This is a genomic window from Microvirga sp. GCM10011540, assembly GCF_042650665.1.
Lineage (GTDB): Bacteria > Pseudomonadota > Alphaproteobacteria > Rhizobiales > Beijerinckiaceae > Microvirga > Microvirga lenta.
Genome location: NZ_JBHSBQ010000012.1, coordinates 69758 through 83045, shown reverse-complemented (window position 1 = coordinate 83045; position 13288 = coordinate 69758). Strand labels below are relative to the sequence as shown.

Sequence of the window (13288 nt, the reverse complement as noted above, 5' to 3'; positions counted from 1 at the left end):
GGCGACAATCCAGTTCGAGCTCTAGGCGAGCAGCCGCTCGACCCACTCGGGCACGGTCACGCTGGCAGGGCCGAACCGGCTCTCGTCGAAGAGGCGGGCGTTGTCGGATGGTTCCAGATTGATTTCACAGGTGCGGATGCCGGCGGCCCGCGCCTCCGCCACGAATCCCGCGGCTGGATAGACCGAACCCGAAGTGCCGATGGCGACGAAGAGGTCCGCCTCGAGAAGGGCGCCGTAGATCGCCTCCATGAAGAGCGGCATCTCTCCGAACCAGACCACGTGAGGCCGTAATACCCCTGTGCGACGACAGGACGGGCAGGGGGTGTCGACATCAACGTCGTCTTGCCACGACGTCACCGCCTCGCACGCGATGCAGCGCACCTTGAGCAGTTCGCCGTGCATATGGGTGACCTCCTGCGAACCTGCGCGCTCGTGAAGGTCGTCGATGTTCTGGGTGCAGAGGAACAGGCTGCCGCCACGTTCCTTCAGGCCGGCTTCGAGGCGCGCGAGAGCCCGATGCGCGGCATTGGGCGATGCCGCAAGGAGATTCTGTCGACGCATGTTGTAGAAGGCGAGATCCTTTTCCGGATCGCGCTCGAAGGCCTCCGGGGTCGCGAGCTTCATCGGGTCGAAACGGGCCCACAATCCTTCCTTGTCCCGGAAGGTCCCCAGGCCGCTCTCCGCCGAAATGCCGGCCCCCGTCAGAATAAAGACCTTCATCGGCCGATCCTCCAGCTCTTGGCGATACTCGGGAGCAGTAGGCCGCCAAGTCAAGGAGCGGAGCTTGCGCGGCTTGCAAACCGAGCTTCCGCAAAGAGTGCCTGTCTCAACGGCACCTTCCGCCAAGCTGAACGTTGTGACCATGCAGGTTCATTGATCCCCTGTCCGAGGCATTTCCATGAATTTCGAAGTCAGAAAGAGCAAGACGGCGGCAACTCGACCCTCGGCTCCGCCTCCCGTCAACCGGGCCCGCATTCGCGAAGGGCGTCCTTATCCTCTCGGCGCCACCTGGGACGGCCTCGGCGTCAACTTCGCATTGTTTTCCGCCCACGCCACGAGGGTGGAGCTCTGCATCTTCGATCAGGACGGGCAGCGGGAGATCGAGCGGATCGATCTGCCCGAATACACGGATGAGGTCTGGCACGGGTACATCCCGGATGCGCGGCCGGGAACGATCTACGGCTATCGCGTCCATGGCCCCTATGAGCCCACGGCCGGGCATCGGTTCAATCCCAACAAGCTGCTGCTCGACCCCTATGCCAAGCAGACCGTCGGACAGCTGATCTGGAACCCCGCCCTGTTCGGGTACCAGATGGAGACGACGAACGATCTGACTTTCGACGAGCGTGACAGCGCGCCCTTCATGCTGAAGAGCCGGGTCATCGATCCGGCCTTCACCTGGGGCCGCGAGCGCCTGCCCCAGAGAGCATGGGAAAAGACCATCATCTACGAAACCCACGTGCGTGGGATGACCATGCGCCATCCCGGAGTGCCGAAGGCATTCCGCGGCACCTATGCCGGCCTCGCCAGCACGGACGTGACCGACTACCTGTCCTCGCTCGGCATCACGGCCGTCGAACTGCTGCCGGTGCACACCTTCATCGACGATTCCTACCTCACGGAAAAAGGTCTCAGAAATTACTGGGGCTACAATTCCCTCGGGTTTTTCGCGCCCACGCGCCGCTACGCCGCCAATCCCGATTTCGCTTTCGCCGAGTTCAAGGAGATGGTGGCCCATCTCCACGATCACGGCATCGAGGTGATCCTGGACGTGGTCTACAACCACACGGCGGAAGGCAACGAGCTCGGTCCGACCCTTTCGTTCAAGGGCATCGACAATGCTTCGTATTACCGCCTGGCTCCGGACCGGCGCTACTACATCAACGACACCGGCACGGGGAACACCGTCAACCTGAGTCACTCGCGCGTCCTGCAGTTGGTGACGGACAGCCTCCGGTATTGGGTGCAGGAGATGCATGTCGACGGTTTCCGCTTCGACCTGGCGACGATCCTGGCCCGCGAGCCGCACGGTTTCGACGAAGACGGCCGCTTCCTCGATGCATGCCGGCAGGATCCGGTGCTCAGTCAGGTCAAGCTGATCGCGGAGCCCTGGGATTGCGGTCCGGGCGGCTACCAGGTCGGGCGCTTCTCGCCGGGATGGGCCGAGTGGAACGACCGCTATCGGGATACCGTCCGCGCGTTCTGGCGAGGAGACGAGGGCAAGCTGCCGGAACTGGCCTCGCGGCTGACGGCCTCGGCCGACCTGTTCAACAAGCGCGGGCGCAAGCCCTGGGCCTCGGTCAACTTCATCACCGCCCATGACGGCTTCACCCTGAACGACCTCGTCTCCTACAACGACAAGCACAACGAGGCGAACGGCGAGAACAATCGCGACGGTCATTCCCACAATCTGTCGAACAACTACGGCGCCGAGGGCGCAACGGACGATCCGGGCATCCGGGAGGTCCGTTTCCGCCAGATGCGCAACATGCTCGCGACGCTTCTCCTCTCCCGAGGGACACCGATGCTGCTGGCCGGCGACGAGTTCGCCCGCACCCAGCAGGGCAATAACAACGCCTATTGCCAGGACAACGAGATCTCCTGGATGGATTGGGAGAACATCGGCGAGGACCACCGCTCCCTGGCCGAGTTCGTGCAGAAGCTGATCGTGATCCGCCAGTCGCTGCCCATGCTGCGCCGGGGGCGCTTCCTCACCGGAGAGTTCGATCAGGAACTCGGCGTCAAGGACGTGAACTGGCTCACTCCGACCGGGGACGAGATGACGCCGGAACACTGGATGGATCCGAACGGCCGCTGCCTCGGAGTCCTGCTGGACGGACGAGCCCAGGAAACCGGCATCCGCCGCATCGGATCGGACTCGACCCTGTTGCTGATCCTCAACGCCCACGACGATGTCGTCCCCTTCCACCTGCCGGAGGCGGTCGGCGGCAGCCGGTGGGTGCGCCTGATCGACACCAACCAGGGAGCGATCGCCGAGGTCGAGAAGTTCGCGTTCGAGCACGCATATACGGTGACGGGCCGCTCGCTTCTCCTCTTCATTCTCGAGCCGACGAGGACGAAAGGGCAGGCCACGGATGCGGAGAGATCCTATCTCCATGTCCTTCAGGCGTTCGAGGATGCCTCGTCGGAACCTTTGCCGTTGCCTGAGCCGGGTAGCCTCCCGGATTCCGATTCCCAAGCCCCGGACGTCAAGCCAAGTCCTGCCTGATTCCGATCACCTGAGGTTCATGTCGCTCTGTTACCAATTCACAACAGGTTGCAGACTAAGATCAGACCAGCGGTAACAAGACGCATGGCGTTTCGATCTCGGCTGCGCAAGCAAGAAAGTAACGTTCCATCACGGTTGCCGCCGGGATTAGGAAACGCAGAAACAATGTAGCAAAAATGGGGGCAGGCGCATGTTCGATCTAGACAGAAGCGCCAATGGCAGGACACAGACCGAGCGCTCGGACGACGCGACAGCCATTGTACTCGATCAACAGTATGAATCCGTTTCAGAGAACGACGCGGCCGCGCTGCGTGCCGCAATCCTCGGCAAGCTGACCTATCAGGTCGGCCAGACGCCCGAGACCGCAACCGACCAGGACTGGTTCATGGCCACGGCCTTGGCCGTTCGCGACAGGGTCGTCGACGCTTGGAACCGTCCGAAGGAAGCCGAGGAGCAGCACAAGAAGGTCTGCTATCTCTCGATGGAATTCCTCATCGGGCGCCTGCTCTCCGAGATGATGGGCAATCTCGGCCTCACCTCGGCCGTACGGGAGGCGCTCGCCGATCTGGGGATCAGCCTGGACACGCTGCGCGGCATCGAGACCGACGCCGCGCTCGGCAACGGTGGCCTGGGCCGCCTGGCCGCCTGCTTCATGGAGAGCATGGCAACGACCGACGTCCGCGCCGTCGGCTACGGGATCCGCTACGATTACGGTCTGTTCAAGCAGTCCTTCCGGGCCGGATGGCAGCAGGAGGCACCTGACGATTGGATGGCGGGCGGAAATCCCTGGGAGTTCGAGCGGTCGCACATCGTCTACCCGGTTCGCTTCGGCGGCTTCGTCGAAAGCCGCAGCGACAGCAGCGGCAAGACCTATCACACCTGGAACGCGGGCGAGACCGTTCTCGCCGTGGCGCACGATACGCCGGTGGCGGGATGGCGCGGCAAGCGTGTCAATACGCTGAGACTCTGGGCGGCTCGCGCGGAGCATCCGTTGAAGCTCGATGTCTTCAATGCCGGCGACCACGTGGGTGCGCAGGCCAACCAGGCCCGGGCGGAGGCGATCTCGCGGGTTCTCTACCCCAGCGATGCCACGCCTGAGGGGCACGAGTTGCGCCTGCGTCAGGAATTCTTCTTCACCTCCGCCTCGCTGCAGGATCTGCTCCACGGCCATCTGCAGGAGCACGGCACCCTTGCATCGCTGCCGGACCACGCCGCAATCCAGCTCAACGACACCCACCCGGCGATTGCCGTCGCCGAACTGATGCGTCTTCTCGTCGACGAGCACGATTTCGGCTGGGACGAGGCCTGGCGGATCACCACCGGCACCCTGAGCTACACCAACCACACGCTCATGCCGGAAGCGCTGGAGACGTGGCCCGTCTCGGTTCTCGAGCGCGTGCTGCCGCGGCACATGCAGATCATCTACCTGATCAACTGGCTGCACATCGAATCCGTGACCCGGGACGGCCGGCTCGACCCTGCGAGCCTCGCCTCGATCTCGTTGATCGACGAGCAGAACGGCCGCCTCGTCCGCATGGGCCACCTTGCCTTCATCGGTTCGCACAAGGTCAACGGCGTCTCCGCGCTTCACACGGACCTCTTGCGCAAGACGGTCTTCCGGGACCTGCACGCGCTTTATCCGAACCGCATCGTCAACAAGACCAACGGCATCACCGTCCGGCGCTGGTTCCATCAGGCCAATCCGGGACTCCGGCGGCTTGCGGTGTCGGCCGTGGGCGACCGGGTTCTCGACGACATCACGGTGCTCGCCGGGCTGGAACGCTACGCGGAGGATGGGGCATTCCAGCAGCGTTTCGCCGCCGAACGGCATCAGAACAAGCTGTTGCTGGCGCAGATCATCCGCTCGCGGCTCGATCTCTCGGTCGATCCCGATGCCTTGTTCGACGTGCAGGTGAAGCGCATTCACGAATACAAGCGCCAGCTCCTGAACGTCATCGAGACGGTTGCGCTCTACCAGGCGATCAAGGCGGAGCCGAACCGGAACTGGATTTCCAGGGTCAAGGTCTTTGCCGGCAAGGCGGCGCCGAGCTACACCAAGGCCAAGCTGATCATCAAGCTGGCTAACGACGTGGCGCGGGTCGTGAATTCGGATCCGGTCGTCGGCGACAGGCTGAAGGTGGCGTTCCTGCCGAACTATAATGTGAGCCTTGCCGAGAGCATCATTCCGGCGGCCGACCTGTCCGAGCAGATCTCCACTGCCGGGCTGGAGGCTTCGGGAACCGGCAACATGAAGTTCGCGCTCAACGGCGCCCTGACCATCGGCACCCTGGACGGCGCCAATGTCGAGATCAGCGAGCAGGTGGGGCTGGAAAACCTCTTCATCTTCGGCATGACCGCCGACCAGGTCGAGGAGCGGCGTCGCAGGGGCCTCGATGCCCACGACGTGATCGCTGCCAGCCCACGCCTGAGCGGTGCGCTCGAGGGAATCGCCTCCGGGCAGTTCTCGCCGGACGACCGGGACCGCTATCGCGGGCTCGTGGAGTCGCTCAAGGGCTACGATCCCTACATGATCGCGGCGGATTTCGAAGCGTATTGGGCTGCGCAGCGCGATGTCGACCGCCTCTGGTGCGAACCGGGCGAGTGGTGGCGCAGGAGCATCCTGAACACCGCCAGGATGGGCTGGTTCTCGTCGGATCGGACCATCCGCGAATATGCTCGGGAGATCTGGAACGTGCCTGCCGAAGGCTAATCCTGCGGCTGCGTCAAACTGACTCGTCAAGTCTGTCGATTTGGGATGGAACCTTTCAGCGTCCTGCGCGTTGGGATGCCGCCTCTCCCTATGAGTGCGACAGGCTTGACGGGAGGTCGCGCTCCTATTCGACATAGCAATGCCCGAGGATGCGGACGAGACTTCCGAAACGTTAGACGTGCGCGAAAGCCAGGGGCCCGAAAGCGCTCCTCCCCCGACGACTTCCGGTCCGAGATTCTCGGGCCGCTCCTACGAATCGATCCTCTATGTCACGTCCGAGATTTCGGACTTCGTGAAAGCCGGCGGCCTTGGTGATGTCTCGGCGGCTTTGCCGCGCGCTCTGCGGGGGCTCTACGACGTCCGCGTGCTGATCCCGGGCTACCGCTCCGTCCTGGCGGATGTCGGTCCCCTGGAGATCGTGGGACGCCTCGAAGGCACCTGCGGTATTCCCGCCTGCGACCTCGGGCGGACCGAGACCAAGGACGGCCTCACGATCTATGTCCTCCTGAGCCCGGAGCTCTATGACCGGGAGGGAACACCTTATGGCGATGCCAACGGGGTGGACTGGAGCGACAACGACGTCCGCTTCGCGCGGCTGGGCCTTGCCGCAGCCGACATCGCCTGCGGGGTCGGCGATCCGTCCTGGCGTCCGGATCTCCTGCATCTGAACGACTGGCCGTCGAGCTTGGCGCCTGCCTACCTCACTTGGCGCGAGCACCATGTGCCGAGCATCCTGACGATCCACAATCTCGCCTATCAGGGGCTGTTCGAGCGTGAGCGGCTGTCGCATCTCGGTATTCCGGATGGCGCGTTCCAGATGGACGGGGTCGAGTTCTACGGAAAGCTCTCGTTCCTCAAAGCCGGCATCTTCTATGCCTCGCACATCACCACGGTAAGCTCGACCTATGCGGAGGAGATCACGACGCCGGAATTCGGCTGCGGCCTCGACGGGTTGTTGAAGACCCGCGCGGAGGAGGGGAGGCTCGACGGCATCGTGAACGGCATCGACGAGAGCTGGGACCCGGCCACGGATCCCTATCTCGCGAGTGCCTTCGCACCCGACGACTGGCGCGGAAAGGACAAGAACGCGAGCGAGGTTCGCAAGACCTTCGGTCTCGCCGTTTCGCGAGGTCCGCTCTTCGCCGTCATCTCCCGGCTGGTGCACCAGAAGGGCGTCGACCTGGCGATTTCGGCCGCCGAGGAGATCGTCAGTAACGGCGGCCAGATCGTCGTCACGGGGCGGGGCGAAGCTCGCTTCGAGGCGGCCGTTCGTGCGCTGGCGGCCCGCCATCCCGGCTCGGTCGGCGTGCGCATCGGCTTCGACGAGGCCGAGGCGCGCCGGATGTATGCGGGCAGCGACTTCCTCCTCATGCCGTCCCGCTTCGAACCGTGCGGGTTGAGCCAGATGTATGCGCAGCGGTTCGGGTCCCTCCCGATCGCGCATCGCACCGGCGGACTGGCGGACACCATCGAGGACGGCGTGACCGGCTTCCTGTTCCGGGAGTTGTCGCTGACGAGCTTCGTAGAAGCGATCAAGCGCGGTCTGGAGACCTTCCGCTCGCAGCCGCAGATGACTGCCATGAGAAAGGCCGCGATGAGCCGGCCGCAGGGGTGGCACCTGTCCGCGAACAAGTATCGCGACGTCTATTCGCGCGTGATCCAGACGGCCGTTCCGGGCTGAGGAAACACACATCCGAGAAACACCCGTGCCGGGGAATGCTCCCCGGCACGGAATTATTCGTGCAAGACGCACGCAATCACGCACTCTGCACGGGGGTGTCGTTCGGCGAGAGCGCCAGCATGATCGTCCCCAAGGGGGGAATGGTCAGCGTGAGAGAGCACGGGTGACCGTGGCTCTCGGTGTCCTCGGTGACGACGCCGCCGAGATTGCCGACATTGCCGCCCCCATAGAGCCCGGCGTCGGTGTTCAGGATTTCCCTGTAGAAGCCGGGGAGGGGAACTCCGAGCCGGTATCCTTCCCGTGGCACCGGCGTGAAGTTCGAAACCACGAGCACGATCTGGTTTTCGTCGTCCCCGCGCCGCGCCCAGGCGATGACGCTGTTGTCCGCGTCGTCCGAAACGAGCCACTGGAAGCCCGACGCCTCGGTATCCCGCTCGTGGAGGGCCGGATATTCGCGATAGACCTTGTTGAGGTCGCGGATCAGCGAGTGCATCCCGCGATGATAGGGGTCGTCGAGCAGGTGCCAGTCCAGGCTGATGTCATGATTCCACTCGCGCTCCTGCGCGATCTCGCCGCCCATGAACAGGAGCTTCTTGCCGGGATGCCCCCACATGAAGCCGTAATAGGCGCGCAGGTTGGCGAAGCGTTGCCAGCGGTCGCCGGGCATCTTCCCGAGCAGCGATCCCTTCCCGTGTACGACCTCGTCGTGGCTCAACGGGAGAATGAAGTTCTCCGTGAAGGCATAGAGGAGGCCGAAGGTCAGGTCGTGATGGTGGTAGCGGCGGTGGATCGGATCCTTGCTGATGAACCGCAGGGTATCGTGCATCCAGCCCATGTTCCACTTGAAGCCGAAGCCCAGGCCGCCCGTATAGGTCGGGTGGGAGACCCCCGGCCAGGCGGTCGATTCCTCGGCGATCGTGACGGCGCCGGGAGCGTTGGCGTAAACCGTCTCGTTCATGCGCCGCAGGAAATCGATGGCCTCGATGTTCTCGTTCCCGCCATAGCGGTTCGGCACCCATTCGCCGGCACGGCGGGAGTAGTCGAGGTACAGCATGGATGCCACCGCATCCACGCGCAGCCCGTCGAGGTGGTACCGCTCCAGCCAGAAGCGGGCATTCGCGACCAGGAAGGCGGCCACTTCCTGCCGCCCGTAATTGTAGATGTAGGTGCCCCAATCCTGGTGGTAGCCCTGCCGCGGGTCGGCATGTTCGTAGAGATGCGTGCCGTCGAAGTAACCCAGACCGTGAGGATCGTTGGGGAAGTGCCCCGGCACCCAATCGAGGATGAGGCCGATCTTGGCCTCGTGGGCGGCTTCGACGAAGGCGGCGAAATCCTCCGGTGTGCCGAAACGGCTCGTGGGAGCATAGATAGACACCGGCTGATAGCCCCACGATCCGTCGAACGGATATTCGGTGATCGGGAGCATTTCGATATGCGTGAAGCCGAGTTCCTTCACGTATGGGATCAGGCGCTCGGCAAGTTCGCGATAGGTGAGGTAGCGGTTTCCCTCCTCGGGAACCCGCGCCCATGAGCCGAGATGGCACTCGTAGACCGACATCGGAGCCTTGCGCGGATCCTGCGCCGTGCGCTCCGCCATCCAGGCGCGGTCCTTCCACTGGTAATCGGTGGATTTGCGCAGGACGGAGGCCGTCGCCGGCGGCTTCTCCGACGCGAAGGCAAGCGGATCGGCCCTTTGCGGGAGAAGGCGCCCGTCGGGCCCCTTCAGCTCGAACTTGTAGCGCCGGCCCGGCTGCAGTTCGGGAATGAACAGTTCCCAGACGCCCGCATGGTGGCGCAGGCGCATGGGATGGGCGCGCCCGTCCCACTCGTTGAAATCGCCCACGACGCTCACGCGCTGGGCCGTGGGAGCCCACACGGTGAAGAGGAAGCCCTCTATCCCGCCCACTGTGATGGAGTGGGCGCCGAGCAGGCGATAATGCGCGTCGCTGCCCACGTCGCGGATCTGCACGAGATCCTGGTCGCTCATGATCGGACCGTAGGAATAGGGATCGTACCGCACGGCCACGCCGTCCCCGGTCTCGACGCGCAGGCGATAGCCGGGGCGCCGGCTCGCCTCCAGCCGTCCGACGAAGAACCCTGCCTCGTGGCGCCGCTCCATGGTGGAAAGCACGGCGTCTCCCTCCCACGGGAGAACCTCGATGCTTCGCGCCGTCGGGATCATCGCGCGGATTTCCCACTGGCCGGGGGCGACCTCATGCGGCCCGAGAACCGCAAAGGGATCCGGGTGCCGCGCATTCACCACGGCATCGATCGCGTCTCCGCTGAGGCGGCTGGCCGTCATGCGGCCCTTGTCGGTCCGGTCTCCCGCGGTCTTTGCGGCAATCTCGACTTCAGAGGTCATGGTTGGTCTCCCGCCTGGTCGAGGATCGAGAGCACACCCCGTATGGGCGTTTCGATCCATTCTGGCCGGTGGTCGGCCTCGTAATTGATCTCGTAGAGAGCCTTGGCCAGCATGTGGAGCTGGAGAAGGTTCCGCCTCGTGGCGTCGTCCTCCACCCAGATCGGCGTTCCGCGGGCGGCGTCATCGTACGCTTCGATGAAAGCCGCCTCCACGAGCTTGCGGCATCCCTCGGCAAGTTCGGTGATGCGATGGGTCTCGTCGGCCACCACGCGCTGCTCCACGTTGCGGGCCGCCGTATCCGCCACATAGGCGAAGGACCGCAGCATCCCAGCCACGTCGCGAAGAGGAGAGCCCTTCTGCCGCCGCTCCTCGGCGGGCCGTGCGGGTTCGCCCTCGAAATCGACGATGATCACGTCCCTCTGAGCGATCAGCACCTGTCCGAGGTGATAGTCGCCGTGAACCCGGGTCTTGATCGCCCCGACGGGTGGCTTCGACAGACGCTGGATCAGCGTCCAGCATTCGTCGCGTCTCGCCGCCAGTGCCTCCATGGCTTCGCGGGTCGTCTCCGACGCGCTGCCCGAAAGACGGCGGATGGCCGCGAAGGCACGCTCGCCCTGAGCCTTGGCATCGGCGGCGGCGATGCGGACATCGTCCTCCGTCATCTCCTCAGCCGCAAAAGCCGGGTCGTCGGTGGGCGTGGCGAAGGCCAGGTGCATTTCAGCCGTGCGCTGCCCCAGGGTCCGAACGGTCTGAAGATAGTTCGCAAGAACGTTCTCCAGGCTCGTCTCCTCCTGATCCGTAACGAGAGCGGCCGTATCGAGCTCCCGCTTGAGCGTGTCGATCGACCAGGACCAGGCATCTCCCTGATTGCGGATGAAACGCTGGAGGATCGCAATGGCGGTCGAGGTGCCGTCCGCCGAGACGTGCTCGACCGAGCCGAGCAGGGCCGGCGTGTTCGTGAAACCGGCGACGTCGGTGAGGAAGCGCCCGACTTCGACCTCCGGGTGGGTGCCCGGCTGGAGCCGCCGGTAGAGCTTCAGGATCATGTGCTCGCCGATCTGGATCGACGTGTTGCTCTGTTCGGCGGATAGCCGCTTGATCTCGTCGATCTCGGCATCCTTGAGATCCGCGAGGGCCGCCGTGGGCGTGAAATGGATCCGGCCACCTTCCTGGGTTGGAATCTCATCGCTGCGATGGAGCGCATCGAGCAGGGAGATGGCGAAATTGTCCGACGAGCCTGCGCCATAGAGAAGGCCGACCCGCGGCCCGCGCCGGACCCGCGCCACCGCGTAGGGAAGGAGGTGTTCGTCCTCCTGGCCTTCGTCGAGAGCGAGGGGAATCGAGTAGGCCTGCTGCTCTCCGCCTTCCAGCTCGATCGTGACGAGCGGCAGGAGGATTTCGTCGCGGCCGGACCGGCTCTTCATCGTGGCGAAATCGATCAGCTTCGCGCCCCTGACCTTCTTGCCCTTGCCCGCGAACCACCGCTGGGAGGTGATGAAGCGGGGGGCCATAGTGCGCTCGAACGCAGCCCGTTCGCGCCCTTTGAAGATGGTCTCGGTCCCGCCGGTCAGCACGAGGGTAAACAGCTCCGGCGAGGTTGCCATGGGCACCTGAGGCCTGTCGGCCGGTGCGGCCGTGAGCTGGAACCAGTAGAAGCCATAGGCGGGGAGCGTGAGCAGATAGGGGAGGTCGCCGATCGGCGGAAAGGCGCTGCCGCCCGTCAGCTCCGTCGGCGTGCAACCCTTGTGCTCCGAAAGGTCGAGCTCCACCGCCTGGGGCGAGCGCGACACGTTGACGACGCACAGGATGCTCTCTTCCTCCGTCTCCCGGATATAGGCGAGAACCTTGCGGTTGGAGGGATAGAGGAAGCGCAGGCCTCCCCGTCCGAAGACGTCGTGGTTGCGTCGAATCGCGATCAGGCGGCGCATCCAGTTGAGGAGGCTTCCCGAGCTGCGGAGCTGGGCTTCCACGTTGACGGCGTTGAAACCGTAGATCGGGTCCTGGATGGCGGGCAGGAACAGGCGTGCCGGATCGGACCGGCTGAATCCGCCGTTGCGGTCGGGAGACCACTGCATCGGCGTGCGGACCCCGTCACGGTCGCCGAGATAGATGTTGTCGCCCATGCCGATCTCGTCGCCGTAGTAGAGGACCGGCGTGCCTGGCATGGAGAGGAGCAGCGAATTCAGGAGCTCGATCTTGCGCCGGTCGTTGTCGAGGAGAGGCGCAAGGCGCCGGCGGATGCCCAGATTGATGCGTGCGCGGCGCTCGTTGGCATAGAAGGACCAGAGATAGTCGCGCTCCTTGTCGGTCACCATTTCGAGGGTGAGCTCGTCGTGGTTGCGCAGAAAGATGGCCCATTGGCAGCCTTCCGGCACCTCCGGGGTCTGCCGCATGATATCGGTGATCGGGTGCCGGTCCTCCTGGGCGAGCGCCATGTACATCCGCGGCATGAGCGGGAAATGGAACGCCATGTGGCACTCGTCGCCGTCGCCGAAATAGGGCGCCGTCTCCTCGGGCCACTGGTTGGCCTCGGCGAGAAGCATCCTGTCGGGATAGGCGGCATCGAGGGCCGCCCGGATCTTCTTGATGACGTCGTGGGTCTCGGGAAGATTCTCGCAGTTCGTGCCTTCGCGCTCGATCAGATACGGGATTGCGTCGAGGCGGAGCCCGTCGACGCCCATGTCGAGCCAGTAGCGCATGACGTCCAGGACGGCGTCGAGAACGCGGGGGTTGTCGAAGTTGAGGTCCGGCTGGTGAGCATAGAAACGGTGCCAGTAATACGCCTGCGCCACCGGGTCCCAGGACCAGTTCGAGGGCTCGGTGTCAAGAAAGATGATGCGGGTGTCCTGATATTTCTGGTCCGTATCGGACCAGACGTAGAAGTCCCGCGCGGCGGAGCCGGGCTTGGCGCGGCGGGCCTTCTGGAACCACGGATGCTGCTCCGAGGTGTGGTTGATGACGAGTTCCGTGATGACCCTCAGACCGCGATCATGAGCTTCCTTCACGAAGCGCCGGAAGTCACGCATCGTGCCGTAGCCGGGATTGATCCCGCGGTAATCCGAGATGTCGTAGCCGTCGTCGCGTAGCGGGGAGGGGTAGAAGGGCATCACCCAGATGGCGGTGACGCCGAGATCCTTGATGTAATCGAGCTTGCGCGTCACCCCTTCGAAATCGCCGATGCCATCGTCGTTCGAGTCGAAGAACGATTTTACGTGCAGTTGGTAGATGATGGCGTCGCGGTACCAGTCGGTGTCGCTGCGGTCGATCATGGCTCACTTCTTTGCTTCGAAAACGGGAACTCCGGGG

6 protein-coding genes are annotated in these 13288 nt (G+C 64.2%); 3 read left to right on the top strand and 3 right to left on the bottom strand.

All coding sequences use genetic code 11. The features are described from left to right. Window positions 1–21 precede the first annotated feature (21 nt). Window positions 22–720 carry an NAD-dependent deacylase gene (locus ACFOYU_RS05330; protein ID WP_377032745.1) on the bottom strand — a complete coding sequence of 233 codons (699 nt, stop codon included), beginning with the start codon at window positions 718–720 and terminating at the stop codon, window positions 22–24. 178 nt (window positions 721–898) lie between these two features. Here ACFOYU_RS05330 and glgX point away from each other — a divergent pair, with 178 nt between their 5' ends. The 3 genes from glgX to glgA all read left to right on the top strand — a co-directional run bounded on the left by glgX (window position 899) and on the right by glgA (window position 7620). Then, window positions 899–3229, top strand: a complete 2331-nt coding sequence (gene glgX / locus ACFOYU_RS05325) for a glycogen debranching protein GlgX (RefSeq protein WP_377032744.1) — start codon at window positions 899–901, stop codon at window positions 3227–3229. A 190-nt stretch (window positions 3230–3419) separates the two neighbouring features. After that, window positions 3420–5939 carry a glycogen/starch/alpha-glucan phosphorylase gene (locus ACFOYU_RS05320; protein WP_377032743.1) on the top strand — a complete coding sequence of 840 codons (2520 nt, stop codon included), beginning with the start codon at window positions 3420–3422 and terminating at the stop codon, window positions 5937–5939. 139 nt (window positions 5940–6078) lie between these two features. Continuing rightward, complete coding sequence (glgA, locus tag ACFOYU_RS05315; protein ID WP_377032742.1) at window positions 6079–7620, top strand: glycogen synthase GlgA; 1542 nt, start codon at window positions 6079–6081, stop codon at window positions 7618–7620. 76 nt (window positions 7621–7696) lie between these two features. Here the strand turns inward: glgA and glgB are convergent, their stop codons facing one another. After that, window positions 7697–9982 (bottom strand): 1,4-alpha-glucan branching protein GlgB, encoded by a 2286-nt coding sequence (glgB, locus tag ACFOYU_RS05310; RefSeq protein WP_377032741.1) that lies wholly within the window; start codon window positions 9980–9982, stop codon window positions 7697–7699. After that, entirely contained in the window at window positions 9979–13251 is a 3273-nt protein-coding gene (gene treS, locus ACFOYU_RS05305) for a maltose alpha-D-glucosyltransferase (RefSeq protein ID WP_377032740.1), read from the bottom strand. The genes glgB and treS overlap by 4 nt, the downstream gene beginning before the upstream one ends. Window positions 13252–13288: the final 37 nt, after the last annotated feature.